The following is a 24,474-nucleotide window of genomic DNA, read 5'->3' as shown; positions in this document are numbered from 1 at the left end:
GGGAGCGGTGTGTTGGTTCCGGCTGCAAATGTAGCGATATGTCCGGGGCCAGGGCATTGGGCAGCGCTCAGGGCTGAAAAGCGCCGATAAAGATCGCCGGATCGACACGCGCATCGTTCAGGCTGATATTCCAATGCATATGCGGCCCGGTCGCACGGCCCGTCGAGCCGACCTTGCCCACTACTGCGCCGCGCACCAGTTGCTGGCCCACCTTCACGTCGATCTTCGACATATGGCAGAACATGCTGATAAAGCCCTGGCCATGGTCGACGAACACCGTGTTGCCATTGAAGAAGTAATTGCCAACCAGAATCACCTTGCCGTTCGCGGGCGTCTTGATCGGCGTACCGGCCGGCACGGCGAAGTCGAGGCCCGAATGCGGGTTGCGCTCTTCACCGTTGAAGAAGCGCCGCACCCCGAACTTGCTCGACAACGGGCCGTTCACCGGTTTGTCCAGCACCAGGTTGCTCGGCAGGGTGGGGCTGAAACTGCGGTAAGCCTTGAGCTGTACCGCCAACTCGCCTTCGATGCGCTTGAGCTGGGCCGGGTCAGGGTTGACCTGGCTTTTATTCTTCAGCGTGATGCGCTGTTCCGGGTACTTCTTGTAACCGACGATAAACGGCAAATTGCGCCCGCCGCTGCTGATGCGCTCGTTTCCAGGCTTGACCGTCAACGGGATACCGACGATGGCTAGCCAGTTGTTCTGTTCTTTGACCACCAGCACCGGTTTGCCTTGGTAAGTGGCTTTGGGCGCCGTGGCGGCAGGTCCCAGTTCGACCACGGCCACACCACCGGGCACCGGTTTGTTCAAGGTGCGGGTGATATAGCTGTCCGCGTAGGTATTCATGGACAGGCACAGCAGCAACAAACTCAGTAGACGTGGCATCAATCAATCCAGTAGCGAAAGGGTGACGGGGGTCAGGTGATTGTCTTCCACCCGCACTTGCAGTTGACCTTCACCCAGGCGCGCGGTCAGACGCTGGCCGGTGTGGGTTTGTGCGGCATTGCGAATCGCCTGGCCGCGTTCATCCAGCAGGATGCTGTAGCCACGGCCCAGGGTCGCCAGCGGGCTGACTACCTGCAACGTCTGCACCTGGCTTTGCAGTTGCAGGCGTCGGGCCTTGAGACCTTCGCGCATGGCTCGGGGCAGGCGTTCGGCGAGGCTGTCCAGGCGCTGGCGCAGCAGCGCCAATTGGCGGCCCGGATGCTGGCCGGCGAGGCGGGTTTCCAGGCGAATCAAGCGCTCGCGACGAGTATTGAGGCTGCGCTCGAAGGCGCGGCGCATACGCATGTCCAGGTCATCCAGGCGTTGTGCCTGCTGGCGCAAGCGCTCGCCCGGGTGACGCAGGCGCCGGGCCATACCTTCCAGGCGCAGGCGGCTGTGGCTCAGGCGGTTACGCATCAGCATCACCAGGCGCCGATGCAGGTTGTCTACCTGGCGCACCAGATGGCTGGCGTCCGGTGCCAGCAGCTCGGCGGCGGCGGAGGGCGTCGGAGCGCGCACGTCCGCCACGAAGTCGCTGATCGACACATCGGTTTCATGGCCGACGGCGCTGACGATGGGCGTGACGCAGGCGTCCACTGCGCGGGCCACGGCTTCTTCGTTGAAGCACCAGAGATCTTCCAGTGAGCCGCCGCCACGGGCCAGGATCAGCGCGTCGAAGCCGCGGGCATCGGCGAGTTTAAGCGCCCGCACGATCTGCGGGATCGCCTCGCGGCCCTGCACAGCAGTCGGGATCAGTGTCAGTTCAATGTTCGGCGCCCGGCGGCGGAACACACTGATGATGTCGCGAATCACCGCGCCGGTCGGCGAACTGATGATGCCGATACGCCGCGGGTGCGCGGGCAGCGGCACCTTGCGCTCGGCGCTGAACAGGCCTTCGGCGCTGAGCTTTTCCTTCAAGGCATCGAAGGCCAGGCGCAGCGCGCCATCGCCGGCAGGTTCCACGGTGTCGAGGATCAGTTGATAGTCGCCACGCCCCTCGAACAACGAGACCTTGCCACGCACTTTGACCGCCAGGCCGTCCTTCAACGCCTGGCGTACGCGTGCAGCGTTGTTGCGAAACAGCGCGCAACGCACCTGGGCCCCGCTGTCCTTGAGGGTGAAATACACATGGCCGGAAGCCGGGCGGGCGAGGTTGGAGATCTCGCCTTCCACCCAGATATTGGTGAACACGTCTTCCAGCAACACCCGCGCGCGGCCGTTGAGCTGGCTGACTGTCAGGACTTCGCGGTCCAGGCCCAGTCGGGCAAAAGGATCTTTAATCATGGCGGCAGTTTATAGGCATTCGTGCAGGGTTTGACAGAACTGCTCCACCAGCGGGTTCGGCACTTGCGCGCAGGCCAGCGCCACGGTGCTGTGGCAGTCCGGGTCGGCCAGGGGTAAAAAGTGCAGGTTGGCGGGGGCGATGTCCTGCATGGATTCTGGTAACAAGGCAATGCCGAAACCGGCCTGGATCAATTGCAACTGCGTGGTCTTGCGCGACATCACCCGCGCGGCCCTGGGGAAAAATCCTGCACGCATGCACAATTCGGCCGACAGATAACTCAGCCCGCCGCGTTGGGGATGGGGGATCGAGATAAACGCCTGGTCCCTTAGCTGCGCCAACTCCACCGGCGCGTCGCTGCGTGCCAACGGATGATTCGGCGGCACCGCCAGCACCAACGGCTCCGTGTACAACGGCAGCACACGCACGCCGTCGCGCTGGCGTAGTACGGGCAAGCGCAGCAGGCCAACGTCCAGGCGACCCTCGGCGATGTCCTCCAACTGGGCTTCGGAGGAGAGCTTGGCGATATCCACCGATACTCCAGGGCAGCGCTCTAGCCAGGTGCTGATGCCGTGCAATAACGCGCCGCTCATCGGCACTGTGCTCGAGTGACTCAGGCGCAGCGTGCCAAGCTGGCCATTGCCTACTAGGGTCGCCACTTCGCTGGCCTTGAGCAACTCACTCAGCAAATTGCGCGCCCGTGGGTAGAACGCTTCACCGGCCGCTGTGAGCCGCGGTTGGCGTGCGGTGCGTTCGAACAATGGGGTTTGCAGTTGATTTTCCAGTTCCTTGATCTGCCGGCTCAAGGCCGACTGCGCCACAAACAGGCGTTCGGCCGCGGCACTGAAGCTGCCGCTCTCGGCGATTTCGACGAAGTAACGCAGTTGTCGCGTGGAGATCACGAGTCATGCCTTTTTGAGATGAGTGGCTAGCTTTGAAGATATTAGTCGCAACAGTCGACAATGGCTAAAGTGAAGGCCATGTCCAACAAGGAATAACCCATGAGCCTGGTTGAGTTGATGAGTCAGTGGTCGTTCGGGGCTGTGGATTGGCTGGTGATCGGCCTGGGTGTGGTGCTGGCCTATGTGGTGTTTGGCATTGCCGGGTTCGGGACGGCCTTGGTCGCCGGGCCGATCCTGATTGTGTTTATGCCGCTGTCGAAGATCATCCCGTTGCTGGTGCTTCTCGACTTTGTCGCGGCGTTTGGCGGCCTGCTGCAAACGCGGCGCGATGTGAACAAACCAGAACTGTTGCGGTTGCTGCCCTGCATGGCCGTCGGCTGCAGCCTGGGCGTGGTGTTTTTGCTCAACCTGCATTCGGACCTGTTGCTGCTGTTGATGGGCCTGTTTATCAGCGCCTACGCGATTTACAGCCTGGCGGTGAAGGCACGGCCGACTGAGCTGGCAGCGGGCTGGTCGATTCCAATGGGCACTGTTGGGGGGCTGTTTGGTGCGCTATTCGGCAGTGGCGGCTTTTTATATGCGATTTACCTGAACAGCCGTTTGCCCAAGGACGCGGCGCGGGCTACGCAAAGCGCGCTGATCAGTTGCAGCACGGTCGTGCGTTTGAGTCTGTTCCTGATTGCCGGCGTGTATGCAGATTTGCCGTTATTGATGTTGGCGGTTTGCCTGTTGCCGGCGATGGCCCTGGGGCTGTGGTGTGGACGCAGGCTGACGATGCGGCTGTCCCGTGAGGCGTTCGTGCGGTTGGTGACCTGGTTGGTATTGGCCAGTGGTATTGCGTTGATCGGGCGGTATGTGAGTACTTGACCTGATTTTTTCAGGGATTAAGCTGCCGTCCTCCCGGGCGTCATCGCGGGCAAGCCCGGCTCCCACATTGGAATGCGATCAACTGTGGGAGCCGGGCTTGCCCGCGATGGAGCCAATAGCCACACCGCAGGACTCCCATGAACTCCCAAAGCATCCTTGTACCGAAAATCTCCACCTTGCCCGTCCACGAACCCCGCGCCCGGGCGATCGTGCGTTGGCTGGTGCGCAAGAACATCATCAAGGAAGAACTCACTACCTGCGGGCGCACCGGCAACCGCATGGGCTACGCCCTGGCCGATGGCGCCCGCGCCGTGGTGCTGCACCCTGAAGCGCTGCCGTTCAACGAGCCGGTCAATGGCCTGGAAATCATCTACAAGCGTTGCATCTACACGCCGGCCAAGGGGTTCCTTGAAGAAGCCGGCTGCCCGGAATGCCTGAAGGAAGTTGGCGAGGCGCTGTTCGAAAGCCTGGAAGACTGGATGCCTGGTCACACCGACAACTTCACCTGCCCGCTGTGTGGGCATGAAGATGACATCAACGGCTTTCTGTTCCTGCAGGAGTGCGGGTTTTCCAACCTGGGGTTCATCTTCAACAACTGGGCGGAGGCGGGGTTCAAGCAGAGCTTTATCGACGAATTTGCCGATTGGTTGGACCAGAAAATGAGCTGGGTCAAAGTCGAGCTTTAATCCTTCTATCAGTATTACCAAGTTTGTCAGAGTTTTACATTGAGCCGGGCAGGGTGCATGTATATAATGGCGCGCTTCCATTTTCCCGCTCGGGAGCCCCCGCGATGCTGCGTATCAGCCAAGAAGCTCTGACATTCGACGACATTCTCCTAGTGCCCGGTTATTCCGAGGTGCTTCCTAACGAAGTCAGTCTCAAGACCCGCCTAACCCGTGGCATCGAGCTGAATATTCCCCTGGTTTCCGCTGCCATGGACACCGTCACCGAAGCCCGTCTGGCCATTGCCATGGCTCAGGAAGGCGGCATCGGCATCATCCACAAGAACATGACCATCGAGCAGCAAGCTGCCGAAGTGCGCAAGGTCAAGCGTTACGAAGCCGGTGTGGTGAAAGATCCAATCACCATCGAAGCCGACACCACCGTGCGTGACCTGTTCGAACTCACTCGCATGCACAACATCTCCGGCGTCCCGGTGCTGCATGATGGCGACCTGGTCGGCATCGTCACTTCCCGTGACGTGCGTTTCGAGAACCGCCTTGAAGTCACCGTCCGTGAAGTGATGACGCCTAAAGAGCGCCTCGTTACTGTCAAGGAAGGCGCCGACAAGAACGATGTGCGCGAACTGCTGCACAAGCACCGCATCGAGCGCGTGCTGATCGTCGATGACAAATTCGCCCTCAAGGGCATGATGACCGTCAACGACATCGAAAAAGCCAAGGCTTACCCGCTGGCCAGCAAGGATGACCAGGGTCGTCTGCGTGTTGGCGCGGCAGTCGGCACCGGTAAAGACACGGGCGACCGCGTTTCGGCGCTGGTTGCTGCCGGTGTTGACGTGGTGGTGGTCGACACCGCCCACGGCCACTCCAAAGGCGTGATCGACCGCGTGCGCTGGGTCAAGCAGAACTTCCCTGACGTGCAAGTGATCGGCGGCAACATCGCCACCGGCGCTGCCGCCAAGGCTCTGGCCGAAGCTGGCGCTGACGCCGTCAAGGTCGGTATCGGCCCTGGCTCGATCTGCACCACGCGTATCGTCGCCGGTGTGGGCGTGCCGCAGATCAGCGCTATCGCCAACGTCGCTGCTGCCCTTGAAGGCACTGGCGTACCGTTGATCGCCGACGGCGGCATCCGTTTCTCCGGTGACCTGTCCAAGGCCATCGTCGCCGGTGCTTCCTGCGTGATGATGGGCTCGATGTTCGCCGGTACCGAAGAAGCGCCTGGCGAGATTGAACTGTTCCAGGGCCGTTCGTACAAGGCTTACCGTGGCATGGGTTCGCTGGGCGCCATGTCCCAGGCGCAAGGTTCTTCCGATCGTTACTTCCAGGACTCCTCGGCAGGCGCCGAGAAGCTCGTACCGGAAGGTATCGAAGGCCGTGTGCCGTACAAAGGCACCCTGAGCGCGATCATCCATCAACTGATGGGCGGCCTGCGTTCCTCGATGGGCTACACCGGCAGCGCCGACATCGAAGAAATGCGCACCAAGCCTGAGTTTGTGCGGATCACCGGCGCAGGCATGGCTGAATCCCATGTCCACGACGTGCAGATCACCAAGGAAGCGCCAAACTACCGTGTAGGTTGAGCCTTCCAGCAAAATGTTAAGTAACCGGGGCTGTTCTTTCAGCCCCGAGTTGTTTCTGATTCATTAGACGAGACTGACTTCATGGCCCTCGACATTCACGCCCATCGCATCCTGATCCTCGATTTCGGTTCCCAGTACACCCAGCTGATCGCCCGCCGCGTGCGTGAAATCGGCGTGTACTGCGAACTGCACCCGTTCGACATGGACGACGCAGCGATCCGCGAATTCGCCCCTAAAGGCGTCATCCTCGCCGGTGGCCCCGAGTCCGTGCACGAAGCCAACAGCCCGCGTTGCCCGCAAGCGGTATTCGACCTGGGCGTACCGGTGTTCGGTATCTGCTACGGCATGCAAACCATGGCCGAGCAACTGGGCGGCAAGGTGGAAGGCTCCGAGCTGCGTGAATTCGGTTATGCCCGTGTGGACGTGGTCGGCAAGAGCCGCCTGCTGGACGGCATCGAAGACCACATCGACGCGGACGGCCTGTTCGGCCTCGACGTCTGGATGAGCCACGGTGACAAGGTCACCAAGATGCCGGAAGACTTCCACATCCTGGCCAGCACCCCAAGCTGCCCGATCGCCGGCATGTTCAGCGACGAGCGTCGTTACTACGGCGTGCAGTTCCACCCGGAAGTGACCCACACCAAGCAAGGCGGGCGCATCCTGTCGCGCTTCATCCTCGACATATGCGAGTGTGAAGCCCTGTGGACCCCGTCGAAAATCGCTGAAGACGCCATCGCCCAGGTGCGCGCCCAGGTCGGTACCGACAACGTGTTGCTCGGCCTGTCCGGCGGCGTGGACTCCTCGGTAGTTGCTGCCTTGCTGCACAAGGCCATCGGCGACCAGCTGACCTGCGTATTTGTCGACAACGGCCTGCTGCGCCTGCACGAAGGCGAGCAAGTGATGGCCATGTTCGCCGAGAACATGGGCGTCAAGGTGATCCGCGCCAACGCCGAGGAGCAGTTCCTCAACAACCTGGCCGGCGAGTCCGACCCGGAGAAGAAGCGCAAGATCATCGGTCGTACCTTCATCGACGTCTTCGATGCCCAGTCCAACAAACTGGACAACATCAAGTACCTCGCCCAGGGCACCATCTACCCAGACGTGATCGAGTCGGCCGGCGCCAAGAGCGGCAAGGCTCACGTGATCAAGTCCCACCACAACGTGGGTGGCCTGCCTGAGGAAATGAACCTCAAGCTGGTAGAACCGCTGCGCGAACTGTTCAAGGACGAAGTCCGTCGTCTGGGCCTGGAACTGGGCCTGCCGTACGACATGGTCTACCGCCACCCATTCCCAGGCCCGGGCCTGGGCGTGCGTATCCTCGGTGAAGTGAAAAAGGAATACGCCGACCTGCTGCGTCGCGCCGACCACATCTTCATTGAAGAACTGCGCAAGGCCGACTGGTACCACAAGGTCAGCCAGGCGTTCGTGGTGTTCCAGCCGGTGAAATCGGTGGGTGTTGTTGGCGATGGCCGTCGTTACGCATGGGTTGTTGCGCTGCGTGCCGTAGAGACGATCGACTTCATGACCGCGCGTTGGGCACACCTGCCGTACGAACTGCTGGAAACTGTCAGCGGGCGGATCATCAATGAAATCGAAGGCATTTCGCGCGTGACGTATGACGTGTCGAGCAAGCCGCCGGCGACGATTGAGTGGGAATGATCCTGCAATAGCAGGTGAGTGCTGAATGACAAAACCCCGGCCACGTGCCGGGGTTTTGCTTTCTGTGTCGCCCGTTGAGCCCGGTGCATGGGGAGCTGCTATTGAGTGGCGCGGGCGCTTTTCAAACCGTCAGACCCAAGCCTGTGTAGATTTCACCGCCGCGCAATATCCGAAAAGTAAAACTTATCCAACGTATGCCGCGACTCGGTGTACTCGAACTGCCTTCCATCCTGCAAAAACGTCTGGTTACTCACCACGATCACATGGCTCTGCCCATCGAGATCCAGGTGCGCCTGGTCGTCCTTGCTGCGCGGCAGGGCTTCGATGGTGCGCTGTGCATAGCTGATCTGCAGCTCCAGCGTTTGCTCGATAAACGCGTAGATCGACTGCTCGGCAATCGAGCGGTCCAGGCCGGGGATCAGGTCGGCAACGAAGTGGTTGATGTCCAGGATCACGCGCTTGCCACCGATGCGTCGTACGCGTTTGACGCGGGTGATCAGCGTGCCGGGCTCGGCTTCGATGTGTTGCAGCAACGAACCTTCCAGCGGGATCTGGGTGAACTCGACGACGTCAGTGCGTACGTCATCGCCCAGGTCGGCGTGGGTCTCGTGGAAGCTGACGATGCCGCCCAACTGGAACTCGATCGGGTTGGGCGACAACACAAAGGTGCCCTTGCCATGGATTTTTTGCGCAAAGCCACGCTCCTGCAACTGCTCGATGGCGCGTCGCACGGTGCCACGGCTGGCCTGGTAGGCGTCCATCAGTTCGGTTTCGGAGGGCAGGCGCGTACCGCGTTGCAGGCGTTCGGTGGTGATGCTGGCAAGCAGATCCGTATAGATCTGGTTGTATTTGCTCATGAGATGGCTCTGTGCCTGGCTTGCATTCAAGGCAGGAACCTTAGTGGCAGAGGTGGGGTTTGTCCATTGGATAGCCGTGCAGGCGAGGGAAAAATCTGACAGCAATCTCCCACATATAAACAAAAGTGTAACTCGTACAGACGAGTTGTTGATTTAACTCGTACAGACGAGTACTTTTCCTTCCTCGGCGTGCTGCCAATGACTGCCACCCATAAAAACAATCACAGTGGAAAACGAGCATGAGCCACGACTATTCGTCTACTGCCCGCGAGATTCTCGAGCACCTCGGGGGCCGCGATAACCTTGAGCAAGCTGCCCATTGCGTGACCCGCCTGCGCCTGGCGCTCAAGGACCCAAGCCTGGTCAACGGCAATGCGTTGAACCAGGTCGATCTGGTCAAGGGCTCGTTCTTTACCGGCGGCCTGTTCCAGGTGGTGATCGGCCCCGGCGAAGTGGAGAAGGTCTATGCCGCCCTGCGCGAGCTGACCGGCCTGGCCGCCTCAACCATTGCCGACGTGAAGAAAGCCGGCGGCGACAAGACCAACCCCATGCAGCGTCTGGTGCGGGTGTTTTCCGATGTGTTCATGCCGATCCTGCCCGCGCTGATCATCGCCGGCCTGTTGATGGGCGTGAACAACCTGATGGGCGCCAAGGGCATGTTCATCGAAGGCAAGACGCTACTGGAGGCCTACCCGAACCTGGATGGCCTGTGGAGCCTGATCAACCTGATGGCCAACACCTCGTTTGTGTTCCTTCCGGCGTTGGTGGGCTGGTCGGCAGCCAAGCGTTTTGGCGGCAGTGAAATCCTCGGCATTGTGCTGGGCCTGATGCTGGTGCACCCCGACCTGCTCAACGCCTGGAACTACGGCAAGGCGGTCGCCGGCCTCGACGGCCAGAGCCTGCCGTACTTCGATATCTTCGGCTGGTTCCAGATCGAGAAGGTGGGTTACCAGGGGCAGATCCTGCCGATCCTGATGGCCGCCTTCGTCATGAGCGTGATCGAGAAGTGGCTAAGGGCGCGGGTACCGAATGCCATTCAATTGCTGGTCGTGCCGATCACCACCATCGTTGTTACCGGCGTGCTGGCCCTGGCGATCATCGGCCCGGTCACCCGCCACCTCGGCATCCTGATTACCGAAGGCCTGGTCACCCTGTTTGAGATTGCACCCATGATTGGCGGGGCGATTTTCGGCCTGCTGTATGCGCCATTGGTGATCACCGGTATGCACCACATGTTCCTGGCCGTCGACCTGCAGCTTATTTCGACCCAGGGCGGCACCTTTATCTGGCCAATGATCGTCATGTCCAACCTGGCCCAAGGCAGCGCCGCATTGGGCGTGTTCTACATGACCCGCAATGCGCGGGACAAAAGCATGGCGTCCACCTCGGCAATTTCGGCTTATTTCGGTATCACCGAGCCGGCGATGTTCGGGGTGAACCTGCGCTTCAAGTTCCCGTTCTACGCCGCTCTGCTGGGCTCGGCGCTGGGCAGTATTTTCCTGTCGCTGAACAAGGTGACGGCTTCGGCCATCGGCGTCGGTGGCTTGCCCGGGTTTATCTCGATCGTGCCGAGTGCGATTCCGATGTTTGTGATCGGCATGATCGTGGCGATGGTCGTGCCGTTTGCGCTGACTTGCCTGTTGAGCATGAAGATCATTCGGCCTGGTTACCGGGTCGCCTGATCAATCGCCATCGGGGGCCAGCCAGCTCCCACAGGTTGAACGCATTTCAACTGTGGGAGCTGGCTTGCCTGCGATGAGGCCAGACGGGCCAGCACCCAACTCTACTGAAGGAACCCACCATGCAAACCTGGCAACACTCGGTGATCTACCAGATCTACCCCAAAAGCTTCCACAGCCACGCGGGTAACGCTACCGGTGACCTGCTGGGCATCGTCGACAAGCTCGACTACTTGCACTGGCTGGGCGTGGATTGCCTGTGGGTCACCCCGTTTTTGCGCTCGCCCCAGCGCGACAACGGCTACGACATCAGCGACTACTACGCCATCGACCCCAGCTACGGGACCATGGCCGACTGTGACCTGCTGATCAGCGAAGCGGCCAAGCGCGGCATCAGGCTGATGCTCGATATCGTGGTCAACCACACCTCCATCGAGCACGAGTGGTTCCAGCAGGCACGCAGCAGCCTCGACAACCCTTACCGCGACTTCTACATCTGGCGCGACCAGCCGAACAACTGGGAGTCCAAGTTCGGCGGCTCGGCCTGGGAATACGAAGCGCAGACTGGCCAGTACTACCTGCACCTGTTCGACCACACCCAGGCCGACCTCAATTGGGACAACCCCAAGGTGCGCGCCGAAGTGTTCAAGATGATGCGCTTCTGGCGTGACAAAGGCGTGGGTGGGTTCCGCCTGGACGTGATCAACCTGATCTCCAAGCCCGCCGATTTCCCCGAAGACACCAGCGACGGCCGCCGCTTCTACACCGACGGCCCGCATGTGCACGAGTACCTGCAGCAAATGCACCGCGAAGTCTTCGACGGCCATGACCTGATCAACGTGGGCGAGATGTCGTCCACCCGCCTGGAACACTGCATTCGCTACTCGAATCCGGCCTCGAAAGAGCTGTCGATGACCTTCAACTTCCATCACCTGAAAGTCGATTACCCCAACCTGCAAAAGTGGGTAAAGGCCGATTTCGATTTCCTGCAACTCAAGCAGATTCTCTCTGATTGGCAGACAGGCATGCAGGCCGGTGGCGGTTGGAACGCGCTGTTCTGGTGTAACCACGACCAGCCGCGGGTGGTTTCGCGATTTGGTGATGACGGCGAACATCGTGTGGTCTCGGCCAAGATGCTTGCCACCGCGCTGCACTTCCTCCAGGGCACACCCTACGTGTACCAGGGCGAAGAACTGGGGATGACCAACCCGGGCTTTGACAGGATCGAACAATACCGCGATGTAGAAACCCTGAATATCTTCCGACTCAAGCGCGATGCGGGAGAGTCCGAAGCATCGAGCATGGCGGCGATCATGCAGAAGTCCCGCGACAACGGGCGTACGCCGATGCAGTGGAACAACCAGGCCAATGCCGGTTTCAGTCGTGGCGAGCCCTGGATTGGCATCCCGGACAACGCCGCGCGCATCAATGTCGAAGGTCAGCTGGATGACCCGGACTCGGTGCTGCATCACTACCGAGCATTGATCGCCCTGCGGCGCCGCGAACCTCTGATCCAGCAAGGCGTTTATCGCCCGCTGCTGCAAGACCATTCCAAGGTTTGGGCCTACCTGCGTGAAGGCCAGGGCGAGCGCCTGCTGGTGCTCAACAACTTCTACGGCACGCCGTGCGAAATCCAACTGCCCGATCAGGTGATCAACGCGGCGTGCGAACAACGTCTGCTGATCAGCAACTACCCCGACTGCCCGGTGCGTACGAGCACGGTGGTGTTGCGCCCTTACGAATCGTTTGTGCTGCACCTCAAGGGCTGAGCCGCCCTACGGGCAATCGCATCACGCAAGACAGTAAGAAAAAACAATAAAAATAAAAGGAGCGCTTCATGAAAACAAAAATAAAGCTGGGTCTTATCGCCTCTTGCCTCGCTGCGCCGTTTGGCGCCCAGGCTCTGGAATTCGCCGGTTACTTGCGCAGCGGCGCAGGCACATCGACGGGCAGTGGCAAGCAGCAATGCTTCCAACTGCCAGGGGCGCAAACCAAGTACCGCTTGGGCAACGAATGCGAGCAGTACGCTGAACTGGAATTGCGCCAGGACCTGCTGACCCTCGATGACGGGTCGGTGTTCAGCGTCGATGCCATGGCTTCCCTCTACAACCAGTACGACCGCGCCCTGAAATTCCAGGGCGAAAACAATGGTTCGGCGCGTATGCCGCAGATGTACGCGCAATGGTCCAACCTGCCCAGCCTCAACGGCGGTTCGCTATGGGCCGGGCGGCGTTACTACAAGCGTAACGACATCCATATCTCCGACTTCTACTACTGGAACCAGAGCGCCACCGGAGGGGGAATCGAGGACGTGCTGATCGGCGGCTTGAAATACAGCTACGCGCTGTCACGCAAGGACAACCTGTACCAGAAGGAATACGCCACCCGTCACGATTTCAACGTTGCAGGTTTCAATACCAACCCTGGCGGCGAGCTGGAGCTTGGCTTGAGCTACATCGCCAAGGCTGGCGGGCGTGACGCCAACAGCGGATGGGCGCTGACCGCGCAGCATGTACAAGCTGCATTCCTGGGGGGCAAGAACAAGTTTGCCCTCCAGTACGGTGAAGGCCCAGGCACCGGCCTGGGCTATACCGGCAATACCGCGTTGGACAGGAGCAGCAAAAGCTACCGGGTAGTGGAGTTCTTCGACTGGCAGGTGACCCCGCGTTTCGGCGGGCAAGTTGAAGCGGTGTACCAGAAAGACGTGCGCCCAGGGCGCCAGGACCAGAATTGGATCTCCCTCGGCGTGCGCCCGGCGTATGCCATCAGCGAGCAATTCAAACTGGTCGCTGAGCTGGGTCACGATCAGGTTGACGCCACGGGGGGCACGCGCAAGTTGAGCAAATTCACGTTCGCTCCGACCTGGTCGCCCAAAGGTCCTGAATTCTGGGCTCGGCCGGAAGTGCGGTTGTATTACACCTATGCGTCCTGGAACCAGGCGGCCAAGCGTGCGGCCAATGAGCTGGCGGCGGGTTCGGCGTTATCCGATACCGGTGCCTATGGCACTGCGCGGCATGGCTCGAACATGGGTGTACAAGTCGAGTACTGGTGGAAGTAATTCGGTAGCTCCCAATGATCTTAAAAAAACACAACAACAGGTGAAGTCATGACCCCATCTAAACCCCTGATACTGCTGGCGCCCCTGCCCGGGGTCCTGCTGGCGCTGGATCAGGTACCCGACCCGGTATTTTCCGGTCGCGTGATCGGCGACGGCCTGTGCATCGACCCGACCTCGCAGACGCTCTGCGCGCCGTTGGCCGGGGTGATCAGCAACATTCAGGACAGCGGTCATGCGGTCAGTGTCACCGACGACAACGGCGTGCAGGTGTTGCTGCATATCGGTCTGGACACCGTGAACCTGGCTGGCCAGGGCTTCACCCGTCTGGTCGAGGAAGGCCAGCGGGTGGAGGCTGGGCAGCCGCTGATAGAGTTCGATGCCGACCATGTGGCGCTCCATGCACGCAGTCTGCTGACCTTGATGCTGGTGGTGAGCGGCGAGCCGTTTGAGCTGTTGGTGGCGGACCGGGCGTTGGTCGAGGCCGGCCAGCCACTGTTGCGAGTATTGCCCGGGCAGGTGTTGGCCGAGCTGGATGAGGAGGAGGGTAACGCGCTGTTTTCCAAGCCACTGACCGTGCCCAACGCTCATGGCTTGCACGCCCGGCCTGCGGCGGTGCTTGCCCAGGCTGCGAAAGGGTTCAACTCGAGCATTTACCTGCACAAGCAAACCCAGAGTGCGAATGCCAAGTCCCTGGTGGCGATCATGGCGCTGCAGACCTGCCAGGGCGACAGCGTGCAGGTGAGCGCGGCAGGCGAAGATGCCGAGGCGGCGATCCAGATACTGGTGGCGTTGTTGCTCGACGGCTGTGGCGAGACCTTGCCGGTAGCGGTCGAGAAAACCAACACGCCTGCCGCGCCGGCGTCTTCGGCCACCGTGTTGCGAGGTGTCTGTGCATCGCCGGGCTCGGCGTTCGGCCAGCTCGTCCAAGTGGCTGAGCCGGTGCTCGATATTCCCGAAGCTGGCGCCGGAGAAACCTTTGAGCGGGCCGCATTGGCGCGCGGCCTACGGGCGGCAAGCGAGGCGCTGCAAGACATGCAAGCCAAGGCGGCCGGCAGTGCCCAAGCCGAAATTTTCCGCGCCCATCAGGAATTGCTCGAAGATCCAACCCTGCTTGAACAAGCCTATAGCCTGCTGGCCGAGGGCAAGAGTGCCGCCTTTGCCTGGAACCGCGCCACAGTGGCGACCGCCCAACTCTTCGAGGGCTTGGGTAAGGCACTGCTCGCTGAACGTGCAGCGGACTTGGCCGACGTTGGTCAGCGCGTGCTCAAGTTGATCCTGGGCGTGCCCGAGCGATCCATGGAGCTGCCGGAGTGCGCCATCCTGGTCGCCGAGCAACTGACACCCTCACAAACCGCCGGCCTGGATACCGGTAAAGTCCTGGGCTTCGTCACGGTCGCCGGTGGCGCTACCAGTCATGTGGCAATCCTTGCGCGCGCGCTGGGCCTGCCGTCCATTTGTGGGGTGCCGAGCCAGGTATTGGACCTGGCCAACGGCAAACGGGTACTGCTCAATGCCGACAAAGGCGAGCTGCATCTGGAGCCGGACCTGGCTGAAATCGAACAATTGCAGGCGGTTCGCCAACAGCAAAAGCTGCGACTGCAACGTGAGGTGGCACAGGCCTCACGGGCGGCGGTCACCCGCGATGGGCATCACGTTGAAGTCACCGCCAATGTCGCCTCGTTGCAGGAAGTGGAGCAGTCCCTGACCCTGGGCGGGGAAGGCGTGGGCCTGCTGCGTTCGGAGTTCCTCTACCTGGACCGCAACCGCGCCCCGAGCGCCGAAGAGCAGGCTGGCACTTACAGCGCCATCGCCCGTGCCTTGGGCACCGAGCGCAACCTGGTGGTGCGCACCCTGGATGTGGGCGGCGACAAACCCTTGGCCTATGTGCCGATGGAAAGCGAGACCAACCCGTTCCTTGGCCTGCGCGGTATTCGGCTGTGCCTGGAGCGCCCCGAACTGCTGCGTGAACAGCTGCGCTCGATCCTTGCCAGTGCGGGCTTGGCGCGACTGCATATCATGTTGCCGATGGTCAGCCTGCTGTCGGAACTGCACCTGGCGCGCAAGATGCTCGAAGAAGAGGCGTTGGCGCTTGGGCTGACCGAGTTACCGAAGCTGGGCATCATGATCGAGGTCCCCAGCGCTGCGTTGATGGCGGATGTGTTTGCGCCCCATGTGGATTTCTTCTCCATCGGCACCAACGACCTGACCCAATACACCCTCGCCATGGACCGCGACCACCCGCGACTGGCCAGCCAGGCCGACAGTTTCCACCCGGCGGTACTGCGCCTGATCGACATCACGGTCAAAGCGGCCCATGCCCACGGCAAGTGGGTGGGGGTATGTGGTGCGCTGGCCTCCGAAACAGTAGCCGTGCCGGTATTGATCGGGCTCGGCGTGGATGAGCTGTCGGTCAGCGTGCCGCTGATCCCGACCATCAAGGCCACCGTGCGTGAGCTGGACCTGCACGACTGCCAGATCATCGCCCGCCAGGTGCTGGGCCTGGAAGAAGCCCATCAAGTGCGTGAGGCCCTGCGCCTGTACCACGCGGCCACCGTTGAAACCTCATCTGTCGTGGAGCACTGAGCATGTTCGAGAAATTGCAGCGGGCGTTCTGGAAAGCCCTGACCCCGGACCTGGTGGCCGAGACAGTTGCCGCGCCGACACCGAGCCTGTTGTCGGCCGAGGTGCTGAGTGCATTGGGTGGGGAGGGGAACGTCACGTCACAGCAGCGCGTGGCGCTGACGCGTGTGAGGGTGCAATTGAAGGAGGTGGGTGGGTTGGATGAGTCGGCGTTGAAGGCTGCCGGTGTACCCGCAGTAATGGTACTGCCGGGCGGCGTGGTCCATCTGCTCACCGGCCTATAAGGCTACGATGATCAAATGTGGGAGCCGGGCTTGCCCGCGATAGCAGTGTGTCAGGCGCCGAATACCTTGACTGTCAGGCCGCCATCGCGGGCAAGCCCGGCTCCCACAGGGATTTGCGGTGTGCGGGCTGTCGTGATCAGAGTTGAGGGCTGTCTTGCGGCGGCTTGGTCTTGTCCACACCCGGTACATGCAGGTTGCCTTCCACCACCTGGTTGCCTTCCAGCTGCGGCTGGGTCACCCAGGTAAGAATGTCGTAGTAACGCCGGATGTTCGCCACAAAATGCACCGGCTCGCCGCCACGCGCATAACCATAGCGGGTCTTGCTGTACCACTGCTTCTGCGACAAGCGCGGCAGCATCTTCTTCACGTCCAGCCACTTGTTCGGGTTCAGGCCTTCTTTCTTGGCCAGGATACGTGCATCGTCCAGATGACCGGTGCCGACGTTATAGGCGGCGAGGGCAAACCAGGTGCGGTCGGGCTCGGCGATCTTGTCGTCCAGCTCATCCTTGATCCTGGCCAGGTACTTGGCGCCACCCATGATGCTCTGCTTGGGGTCCAGGCGGTTGGACACGCCCATGGCTTGGGCGGTGTTCTGGGTCAGCATCATCAGGCCGCGCACGCCGGTCTTGGAGGTGACCGTCGGTTGCCACAGCGATTCCTGGTAGCCGATGGCTGCCAGCAGCCGCCAATCGACTTTTTCTGCCTTGGCATAGGCACGAAAGTGCTTCTCGTACTTGGGCAGGCGTTGTTGCAGATGCTGGGCAAAGGTATAGGCGCCCACATAGCCGAGTACGTCGACATGTCCGTAATAGCGGTCTTTCAGACGCTGCAACGTGCCGTTCTTCTCGACCTTGTCCAGGTAGCTGTTGATTTCGTTGAGCAGGCTGTTGTCGTCGCCTGCCGCCACGGCCCAGCTTTGGTTGCTGGCATTGCCGAGGTCGAACGCCACGCGCACATTGGGAAAGTACACCTGGTTCATGGCGACTTCGTTGGAGTCCACCAGGGTCAGGTCGATCTGCCCTTCGTCAACCATGCGCAGCAGGTCGACTACTTCAACGGCGTCGGATTCTTCGTATTCGATTGCAGGGTTCTGCTTCTTCAGCGCCGCAAGCTGTTCGGCGTGAGTGCTGCCCTTGAGCACCATGATCTTCTTGCCCGCCAGATCGGCTGCATTGGTGGGGCGCGATTGGCCGTTGCGATAGATGATCTGCGGGGTCACTTCCAGGTACGGGTGGGAAAAACGCACCTGCTGCTGGCGCTGCTCGCTGCTGACCAGGCCGGCGGCGGCCAGAACCGGGCCGTTGGGTTTGCCCAACTGACCGAACAGGTCATCGAGGTTGTCGGCGGTCTCGATTTCCAGCTTCACGCCCAGCTCGTCGGCAAAACGCTTGACCAGTTCATATTCGAACCCGGTCTCACCGTTACGGTCCTGGAAATACGTGGCCGGACTGTTCCGGGTGACCACCCGCAATACGCCATCCTCCTTGATTCGCTCAAGCGTGCTGGGCTTATCAACACAGGCACTGAGCGTCAGGAAGAGCAGGGTGGCGATGAGCCATTTGACCCATCGCGGGCGCAAAACAGTTGGGGAGAACATCTGCGCAGTATACGCAAACGGCCCGTGGCGCCATATCTCGACAGCGCTGCACTTGTCTGCTAGCGCGGTTAAAACTGTGCTGCAGCCCGCAGAAACGCGGCCTGGAGCGCCATTGTGACGGTTAAAATAACTGCCCCCGACACTGCGGATTTCCTGCCGATGCCGTGCAAACCCTGCCAACTGACGTTCGGCAGCGGCCACCGGTGCCGTTTCGGGTGCCGTTGGCGAAGGTTTACGCTAGAATGCACGGCCTCAAAGCACACCCCTTCCCGAGGCTGTCCCGAAGATGTTGATCCTGCGCGGCGCTCCTGCCCTTTCTGCCTTTCGCCACAGCAAACTCCTTGAGCAACTGAGCCAGAAGGTTCCAGCTGTTACAGGCCTGTACGCTGAATTTGCTCACTTCGCCGACGTTACCGGCGTCTTGACCGCCGACGAACAGCAAGTGCTGGCACGCCTTCTGAAGTACGGCCCAAGCGTTCCCGTTCAAGAGCCGACTGGCCGCTTGTTCCTGGTTCTGCCGCGGTTCGGCACCATCTCGCCCTGGTCGAGCAAGGCCAGTGACATCGCCCGCAACTGCGGCCTGGATAAAATCCAGCGCCTGGAGCGTGGGATCGCCTTTTACGTCGCTGGCCAGTTCAGCGATGCCGAAGCCGAGCTGATCGCCAGCAGCCTGCATGACCGCATGACCCAGATCATCGTCAGCCAGCTGGAGCAGGCTGCCGGCCTGTTCAGCCACGCCGAGCCCAAGCCGCTGACCGCGATTGACGTGCTCGGCGGTGGCCGCGCCGCCCTCGAGAAGGCCAACACCGAGCTGGGCCTGGCCCTGGCCGAAGACGAGATCGACTACCTGGTCAACGCCTTCACCGGCTTGAAGCGCAACCCCCACGACATCGAACTGATGATGTTCGCCCAGGCCAACTCCGAGCACTGCCGTCACAAGATCTTCAACGCCAGTTGGGATATCGACGGTCAGAGCCAGGAAAAAAGCCTGTTCGGCATGATCAAGAACACCTACGTGATGCACAGCGAAGGCGTTTTGTCGGCTTATAAGGACAATGCCTCGGTGATCGTCGGCTCCGTCGCCGGTCGCTTCTTCCCGGACCCGGAAACCCGCCAGTACGGCGCGGTGCAGGAGCCGGTGCACATCCTGATGAAGGTTGAAACCCACAACCACCCGACCGCGATTGCCCCATTCCCGGGCGCAGCCACCGGGTCTGGCGGCGAAATCCGTGACGAAGGCGCCACCGGTCGTGGCGCCAAGCCCAAGGCGGGCCTCACCGGTTTTACCGTGTCCAACCTGCAGATTCCGGGCTTCGAACAGCCGTGGGAAGTGCCGTACGGCAAGCCTGAGCGCATCGTCACCGCGCTGGACATCATGATCGAAGGCCCCCTGGGCGGCGCCGCGTTCAACAACGAATTCGGGCGTCCGGCGCTGACCGGTTACTTCCGTACCTTCGAACAATCCATCACCACCCCGCGTGGCGATGAAGTGCGCGGCTATCACAAGCCGATCATGTTGGCCGGCGGCATGGGCAACATCCGCGAAGAACACGTCAAGAAAGGCGAGATCCTGGTCGGCTCCAAGCTGATCGTGCTCGGCGGCCCGGCCATGTTGATCGGCCTGGGCGGCGGCGCAGCGTCCTCCATGGCTACCGGCACCAGCTCGGCAGACCTGGATTTTGCTTCCGTACAGCGCGAAAACCCGGAAATGGAACGCCGCTGCCAGGAAGTCATCGACCGTTGCTGGCAATTGGGCGACAAGAACCCGATCAGCTTCATCCACGACGTCGGTGCTGGCGGTTTGTCCAACGCCTTCCCGGAACTGGTCAACGATGGCGACCGCGGTGGCCGTTTCGAATTGCGCAACATTCCAAACGACGAGCCGGGCATGGCCCCGCACGAAATCTGGAGCAACGAATCCCAGGAACGCTACGTGCTGGCGGTCGGCCCTGAAGACTTCGCACGTTTCCAGGCCATCTGCGAACGCGAGCGTTGCCCGTTTGCCGTGGTCGGCGAAGCCACTGCCGAGCCGCAGCTGACGGTTACCGATAGCCACTTCGGCAACAGCCCGGTAGACATGCCGCTGGAAGTGCTGCTGGGCAAAGCCCCACGCATGCACCGTTCGGCGGTACGTGAAAACGAACTGGGCGATGATTTCGACCCAAGCACGCTGGAACTGGCCGACAGCATCGAGCGCGTGCTGCACCACCCGGCCGTGGCGAGCAAAAGCTTTTTGATCACCATTGGCGACCGCACCATCACTGGCCTGGTGGCCCGTGACCAAATGGTCGGCCCATGGCAGGTGCCGGTGGCCGACGTTGCCGTCACCGCCACCAGCTTCGACGTGTACACCGGTGAAGCCATGGCCATGGGCGAGCGCACGCCGCTGGCCCTGCTGGACGCTCCGGCGTCGGGCCGCATGGCGATTGGTGAAACCCTGACCAACATCGCGGCCTCGCGTATCGGCAAGCTGTCCGACATCAAACTGTCGGCCAACTGGATGTCCGCTGCCGGCCACCCCGGTGAAGATGCGCGCCTGTACGACACCGTCAAAGCCGTCGGCATGGAGCTGTGCCCGGAACTGGGGATCACCATTCCGGTGGGCAAGGACTCCATGTCCATGGCCACCCGTTGGAACGAAGATGGCACCGACAAGAGCGTGACCTCGCCGCTGTCGCTGATCGTCACCGGTTTCGCGCCGGTCACCGACATCCGCCAGACCCTGACGCCGCAACTGCGCATGGACAAGGGCACCACTGACCTGATCCTGATCGACCTGGGCCGTGGCCAGAACCGCATGGGCGCTTCGATCCTGGCGCAGACCCATGGCAAGTTGGGCAAACAGGCACCGGACGTCGATGACGCCGAAGACCTGAAAGCCTTCTTCGCCGTGATCCAGGGCCTCAACGCCGACGGTCACCTGCTGGCTTACCACGACCGCTCCGACGGTGGTTTGCTGACCAGCGTTGTCGAGATGGCCTTCGCTGGCCACTGCGGCCTGAACATCGTGCTCGACAGCGTTGCCGAGGATGCTGCGGAAATCAACGGCATCCTGTTCAACGAAGAGTTGGGTGCAGTGATTCAGGTGCGTCAGGACGCTACCCCGGATGTACTCGCCCAGTTCAGCGCTGCCGGCCTTGCCGAATGCGTGGCGGTAATTGGCCAGCCGATCAACAATGGCGAAGTCAATATCTCGTTCAACGGCGACACGGTCTTTACCGGTCAGCGCCGCCTGCTGCAACGCCAGTGGGCCGAGACCAGCTACCAGATCCAGCGCCTGCGCGACAACGCCGACTGCGCCGAGCAGGAATTCGACGTGATCCTGGAAGAAGACAACCCGGGCCTGAGCACCATGCTCAGCTTCGACGTCAACCAGGACATCGCCGCGCCTTACATCAAGAAGGGCATTCGCCCACAGGTTGCCGTACTGCGTGAGCAGGGCGTCAACGGTCAGGTGGAAATGGCCGCGGCGTTCGATCGCGCCGGTTTCAATGCGATTGACGTGCACATGAGCGATATCCTCGCCGGTCGCGTTGATCTCAACGAGTTCAAAGGCCTGGTGGCCTGCGGTGGTTTCTCCTACGGCGACGTGCTGGGTGCCGGTGAAGGCTGGGCCAAGTCGGCGCTGTTCAACAGCCGCGCTCGCGACGCGTTCCAGGGCTTCTTCGAACGCAACGACAGCTTCACCCTGGGTGTGTGCAACGGTTGCCAGATGATGTCCAACCTCAGCGAACTGATCCCGGGCAGCGAGTTCTGGCCGCACTTTGTGCGCAACCGTTCCGAGCAGTTCGAAGCCCGTGTCGCCATGGTGCAGGTGCAGGAGTCCAACTCGATCTTCCTGCAAGGCATGGCCGGTTCGCGTATGCCAATCGCCATCGCCCACGGTGAGGGCCATGCCGAGTTCGCCAGCGAAGAAGCGCTGCTTGAAGCCGACCTGTCCGGCACCGTGGCCCTGCGTTTCGTCGACAACCACGGCAAGGTCACCGAAAGCTACCCGGCCAACCCGAACGGCTCGCCGCGCGGCATTACCGGCCTCACCAGCCGCGACGGTCGCGTCACCATCATGATGCCGCACCCGGAGCGTGTATTCCGCGCCGTGCAGAACTCGTGGCGCCCGGAAGAGTGGAACGAAGACGGCGCCTGGATGCGCATGTTCCGCAACGCTCGCGTGTGGGTGAACTAAGGCCGTGTACAAGCTCGCCTTCTTCGTGCCCGACAGCCATGTAGAGACGGTGAAAACCGCCGTCTTCGCAGCCGGCGGTGGGCGCATCGGCGACTACGACAGCTGCGCCTGGCAAGTGCTGGGCCAGGGCCAATTCCGCGCGTTGGACGGCAGTCAGCCGTTTATCGGGCAGGTCGGTCAGGTTGAAGTGGTTGAGGAATGGAAGGTGGAGCTGGTGGTGGCGGATGAGTTGATTGTGGCGGTTGTGGCTGCACTCAAGCTTAGCCATCCGTATGAGACACCGGCGTATGAGGTGTGGCAGTTGGCGGATTTTTAATCGGCTGGCTGCATAAACAAGAAACCCGCTGGGCCAGTTTGGTCAGCGGGTTTTTTGTTGGCTGTAAGTGCCAATCGCAGGCAAGCCAGCTCCCACATTTGACCCCGGTGTCAGACCGTACATCAATCCCATGTGGGAGCTGGCTTGCCTGCGATGGCGTCGGTGCAAGCGCCTCAGAACTTTCCGATAAGCCTTTCAGGTTGTCCGTCGGAACCTGTCTCCCTAGCCTCAATCGGTCACTGATAGCTCAGTGATCGGGGCTTGAATTCAAGACCCGTCCAGCAATGATCTTGCGTACGGTTTGAAATTCAATATGCAAATTCCAGATTTCGTTGTTCCTCGCCTCAATACCAGCTCTGCGCTAGGGCAAGCTCTGATTTCAATGTTCAGAGCCATTGAAATGGAATTGACGCTCGAAGGCGCCAGTCCGGGCGCGGTCCAGGTCATTGTATTCGGTGGTTGTGCTGTTCATTTATATACCCACCACCGTGTGTCCACGGACGTGGATGCGGAGATTTATTGCGCAAATACTCAAGACACGCTGCGCCTACGAACATTGCTTGCAGAGTTTCCAGAACAGTTTTTCGATGAGCAGTCTGGCCGTGTCATGGAGTTGAACTATGACCTCCAATACAACACTAGCTTTGGTCCGCTCCACGAAGACTACTGGGAGCGAAGTCTTCCCCTGGAAGAGTTTCCTCTTGAGTCTGCGCTGCATCTTCATGTAGCTGCGCCTATCGACATTGCAATCTCCAAATTGGGCAGAGCCACTGATCAGGATGTAGATGACATCATGGCGTTGCTCAGGGCTGGCTTCATAGTGACCGCTGAGCTCCGTCAGCTGGCATTGCAGGCGATTGATATGTATGTTGGCAACAAAGAGCCACCCAGATCCATACTGACCAATATCTTGCACGATTATCTGGAGACTGCAGATGGCGAAGCCCTTTAACGGTCCGGTCCTCTCGTCCGCCTTGGACACACTGGTCAAAAGCCCCTTGAATCAGGCTGATGATGCTGCGTTGGTCAGTGCAGCGAAAGCTGTGTGGTATTCGGATACGAATCTTGTGGACGAGGTGAGGGCGTTCATTCAGGAGCACTCCAGTGAGGTAGAGCTTCGTCGCGCAGGCTATTTGCTTGAGCGCTTCACACGCTTTTCGTGTGCGACCGATAGTCGGGTAAAGGAAGCGTTGAAGGCGCTTGAACTGTTCTCAGCCTCAAGGCAATACGTGAAATCCCAAGGCGCTGTTGCGTTGCGCAGTCGTCGTGACGAACTGGCAATGTCCTGGGGATTATGTGAGGGTCTGGGTTTGAAGGTTCAGACCTTGATGCCTTTTCAGACCCGCCACTATGAAGCCGAACAGCGTGCGGCGTCTGCCTAGGTATAGATAGCTATCAAAGAACCCGGCTTAGTCCGGGTTTTTGCTGTCTGCGATGTCTTCAGTTCTCGGAGATTTCCGGCAAGCCTTTCAGGTTGTCCGTCGGAACTCGCACAACTAATCTTCTCGCGTCGCTGCCAATTCAGTGACCGGGACTGCAAGCCTGAAAAATCACTAGGAGCCTATTCCATATGGAGTTTAATGATGATCAGCGACAACTTGCTAACTGGTTCAATCTCATCTCAAGCCGAGTCCCGCCAAGCTGGTGATTCACCGTCCGACCAGATCTTCACCGTACTACCCAGTCTGAACAGCGAAACTCTGCTCGCCAACGCCTCCCAAGACCTGGCATCCGTGCAGGCACTGGCGGGTCATCTGGCTTTTGATGTCGACGGTCCCCAGCGTGATGCAGTGCTGGGTATTCATCGGATGGTGGAAGGGATTCAGTTGATGGTGGATCGGGTGCTGGATTTAGTTGAGGTGCCTGAGCAGAAGTGATCAGGCGCCTGTGAGGGCCAATCGGGAGCAAGCCCCCTCCCACATTTTGAATTGTGAATACCTTCAAATGTGGGAGGGGCGGTGCGAC

19 protein-coding genes are annotated in these 24,474 nt (G+C 60.7%); 14 read left to right on the top strand and 5 right to left on the bottom strand.

Annotated elements, in window-relative coordinates; translation table 11 throughout:
* Positions 1-67: 67 nt before the first annotated feature.
* From IH404_RS23180 to IH404_RS23170, 3 genes are read right to left on the bottom strand one after another with little or no spacing between them, the layout of a single operon-like run.
* Positions 68-886, bottom strand: a complete 819-nt coding sequence (locus IH404_RS23180) for a M23 family metallopeptidase (RefSeq protein ID WP_194439142.1) — start codon at positions 884-886, stop codon at positions 68-70.
* Between the two features lie 3 nt (positions 887-889).
* Positions 890-2,269 (bottom strand): exodeoxyribonuclease VII large subunit, encoded by a 1,380-nt coding sequence (xseA, locus tag IH404_RS23175; protein ID WP_005791160.1) that lies wholly within the window; start codon positions 2,267-2,269, stop codon positions 890-892.
* A gap of 9 nt (positions 2,270-2,278) precedes the next feature.
* Positions 2,279-3,169, bottom strand: coding sequence for a LysR family transcriptional regulator (locus IH404_RS23170; RefSeq protein ID WP_005791159.1), 891 nt, complete (start codon positions 3,167-3,169; stop codon positions 2,279-2,281).
* A gap of 99 nt (positions 3,170-3,268) precedes the next feature.
* Between IH404_RS23170 and IH404_RS23165 the strand changes: the two genes are divergently transcribed.
* From IH404_RS23165 to guaA, 4 genes are all read left to right on the top strand, one after another.
* A complete protein-coding gene (locus tag IH404_RS23165; protein WP_005791158.1) occupies positions 3,269-4,036 on the top strand; it encodes a sulfite exporter TauE/SafE family protein in 768 nt (255 codons plus the stop codon).
* A gap of 137 nt (positions 4,037-4,173) precedes the next feature.
* Positions 4,174-4,722 (top strand): hypothetical protein, encoded by a 549-nt coding sequence (locus IH404_RS23160; RefSeq protein ID WP_005791157.1) that lies wholly within the window; start codon positions 4,174-4,176, stop codon positions 4,720-4,722.
* Between the two features lie 104 nt (positions 4,723-4,826).
* A complete protein-coding gene (guaB, locus tag IH404_RS23155) occupies positions 4,827-6,296 on the top strand; it encodes an IMP dehydrogenase (protein ID WP_005791156.1) in 1,470 nt (489 codons plus the stop codon).
* 81 nt (positions 6,297-6,377) lie between these two features.
* Entirely contained in the window at positions 6,378-7,955 is a 1,578-nt protein-coding gene (gene guaA, locus IH404_RS23150; protein ID WP_005791155.1) for a glutamine-hydrolyzing GMP synthase, read from the top strand.
* Between the two features lie 152 nt (positions 7,956-8,107).
* Here guaA and treR read toward each other — a convergent pair whose 3' ends face one another.
* A complete protein-coding gene (gene treR / locus IH404_RS23145) occupies positions 8,108-8,812 on the bottom strand; it encodes a trehalose operon repressor (RefSeq protein ID WP_005791154.1) in 705 nt (234 codons plus the stop codon).
* Positions 8,813-9,051: 239 nt separating this feature from the next.
* Here treR and treP point away from each other — a divergent pair, with 239 nt between their 5' ends.
* The 5 genes from treP (at position 9,052) to IH404_RS23120 (ending at position 16,413) form a co-directional block, all read left to right on the top strand.
* A complete protein-coding gene (gene treP, locus IH404_RS23140; RefSeq protein WP_032879618.1) occupies positions 9,052-10,494 on the top strand; it encodes a PTS system trehalose-specific EIIBC component in 1,443 nt (480 codons plus the stop codon).
* A 119-nt stretch (positions 10,495-10,613) separates the two neighbouring features.
* Complete coding sequence (gene treC, locus IH404_RS23135; RefSeq protein WP_194439140.1) at positions 10,614-12,260, top strand: alpha,alpha-phosphotrehalase; 1,647 nt, start codon at positions 10,614-10,616, stop codon at positions 12,258-12,260.
* Positions 12,261-12,328: 68 nt separating this feature from the next.
* Positions 12,329-13,549 (top strand): carbohydrate porin, encoded by a 1,221-nt coding sequence (locus tag IH404_RS23130; protein WP_005791151.1) that lies wholly within the window; start codon positions 12,329-12,331, stop codon positions 13,547-13,549.
* Positions 13,550-13,597: 48 nt separating this feature from the next.
* Complete coding sequence (ptsP, locus tag IH404_RS23125) at positions 13,598-16,132, top strand: phosphoenolpyruvate--protein phosphotransferase (RefSeq protein WP_194439138.1); 2,535 nt, start codon at positions 13,598-13,600, stop codon at positions 16,130-16,132.
* 2 nt (positions 16,133-16,134) lie between these two features.
* A complete protein-coding gene (locus tag IH404_RS23120; RefSeq protein WP_005791149.1) occupies positions 16,135-16,413 on the top strand; it encodes a PTS transporter subunit EIIB in 279 nt (92 codons plus the stop codon).
* Positions 16,414-16,549: 136 nt separating this feature from the next.
* On the opposite strand, the gene mltF is transcribed toward IH404_RS23120, so the two are convergent.
* Complete coding sequence (gene mltF / locus IH404_RS23115) at positions 16,550-18,010, bottom strand: membrane-bound lytic murein transglycosylase MltF (RefSeq protein WP_005791148.1); 1,461 nt, start codon at positions 18,008-18,010, stop codon at positions 16,550-16,552.
* 286 nt (positions 18,011-18,296) lie between these two features.
* Here mltF and purL point away from each other — a divergent pair, with 286 nt between their 5' ends.
* The 5 genes from purL to IH404_RS23090 all read left to right on the top strand — a co-directional run bounded on the left by purL (position 18,297) and on the right by IH404_RS23090 (position 24,386).
* On the top strand, positions 18,297-22,193 hold the full coding sequence (gene purL / locus IH404_RS23110; RefSeq protein WP_005791147.1) for a phosphoribosylformylglycinamidine synthase: 3,897 nt from the start codon (positions 18,297-18,299) through the stop codon (positions 22,191-22,193).
* 4 nt (positions 22,194-22,197) lie between these two features.
* Positions 22,198-22,509, top strand: a complete 312-nt coding sequence (locus IH404_RS23105) for an NIF3 1 (protein WP_003193986.1) — start codon at positions 22,198-22,200, stop codon at positions 22,507-22,509.
* 313 nt (positions 22,510-22,822) lie between these two features.
* Positions 22,823-23,461: a DUF6036 family nucleotidyltransferase gene (locus IH404_RS23100; protein WP_005791146.1), complete on the top strand. Its 639-nt coding sequence runs from the start codon at positions 22,823-22,825 to the stop codon at positions 23,459-23,461.
* Entirely contained in the window at positions 23,445-23,891 is a 447-nt protein-coding gene (locus IH404_RS23095; protein ID WP_032803705.1) for a hypothetical protein, read from the top strand. The genes IH404_RS23100 and IH404_RS23095 overlap by 17 nt, the downstream gene beginning before the upstream one ends.
* A 201-nt stretch (positions 23,892-24,092) precedes the next feature.
* The gene (locus tag IH404_RS23090; RefSeq protein ID WP_005791144.1) at positions 24,093-24,386 is read left to right on the top strand and encodes a DUF6124 family protein; all 294 of its coding nucleotides are present in this window, start codon (positions 24,093-24,095) and stop codon (positions 24,384-24,386) included.
* Positions 24,387-24,474: the final 88 nt, after the last annotated feature.

The organism is Pseudomonas sp. OST1909, from assembly GCF_015277575.1.
Classification (GTDB): Bacteria; Pseudomonadota; Gammaproteobacteria; order Pseudomonadales; family Pseudomonadaceae; genus Aquipseudomonas; species Aquipseudomonas synxantha_A.
This window is presented reverse-complemented; position numbering and strand designations above follow the sequence as displayed.

Coding starts and splice junctions, on each gene's coding strand:
- IH404_RS23180 (WP_194439142.1), bottom strand. CDS start 886: ATGCCACGTCTACTGAGTTTGTTGCTGCTGTGCCTGTCCATGAATACC.
- mltF (WP_005791148.1), bottom strand. CDS start 18,010: ATGTTCTCCCCAACTGTTTTGCGCCCGCGATGGGTCAAATGGCTCATC.
- treR (WP_005791154.1), bottom strand. CDS start 8,812: ATGAGCAAATACAACCAGATCTATACGGATCTGCTTGCCAGCATCACC.
- IH404_RS23100 (WP_005791146.1), top strand. CDS start 22,823: ATGCAAATTCCAGATTTCGTTGTTCCTCGCCTCAATACCAGCTCTGCG.
- IH404_RS23120 (WP_005791149.1), top strand. CDS start 16,135: ATGTTCGAGAAATTGCAGCGGGCGTTCTGGAAAGCCCTGACCCCGGAC.
- IH404_RS23130 (WP_005791151.1), top strand. CDS start 12,329: ATGAAAACAAAAATAAAGCTGGGTCTTATCGCCTCTTGCCTCGCTGCG.
- purL (WP_005791147.1), top strand. CDS start 18,297: ATGTTGATCCTGCGCGGCGCTCCTGCCCTTTCTGCCTTTCGCCACAGC.
- IH404_RS23160 (WP_005791157.1), top strand. CDS start 4,174: ATGAACTCCCAAAGCATCCTTGTACCGAAAATCTCCACCTTGCCCGTC.
- IH404_RS23095 (WP_032803705.1), top strand. CDS start 23,445: ATGGCGAAGCCCTTTAACGGTCCGGTCCTCTCGTCCGCCTTGGACACA.
- treP (WP_032879618.1), top strand. CDS start 9,052: ATGAGCCACGACTATTCGTCTACTGCCCGCGAGATTCTCGAGCACCTC.
- guaA (WP_005791155.1), top strand. CDS start 6,378: ATGGCCCTCGACATTCACGCCCATCGCATCCTGATCCTCGATTTCGGT.
- treC (WP_194439140.1), top strand. CDS start 10,614: ATGCAAACCTGGCAACACTCGGTGATCTACCAGATCTACCCCAAAAGC.
- IH404_RS23165 (WP_005791158.1), top strand. CDS start 3,269: ATGAGCCTGGTTGAGTTGATGAGTCAGTGGTCGTTCGGGGCTGTGGAT.
- IH404_RS23090 (WP_005791144.1), top strand. CDS start 24,093: ATGATCAGCGACAACTTGCTAACTGGTTCAATCTCATCTCAAGCCGAG.
- guaB (WP_005791156.1), top strand. CDS start 4,827: ATGCTGCGTATCAGCCAAGAAGCTCTGACATTCGACGACATTCTCCTA.
- xseA (WP_005791160.1), bottom strand. CDS start 2,269: ATGATTAAAGATCCTTTTGCCCGACTGGGCCTGGACCGCGAAGTCCTG.
- ptsP (WP_194439138.1), top strand. CDS start 13,598: ATGACCCCATCTAAACCCCTGATACTGCTGGCGCCCCTGCCCGGGGTC.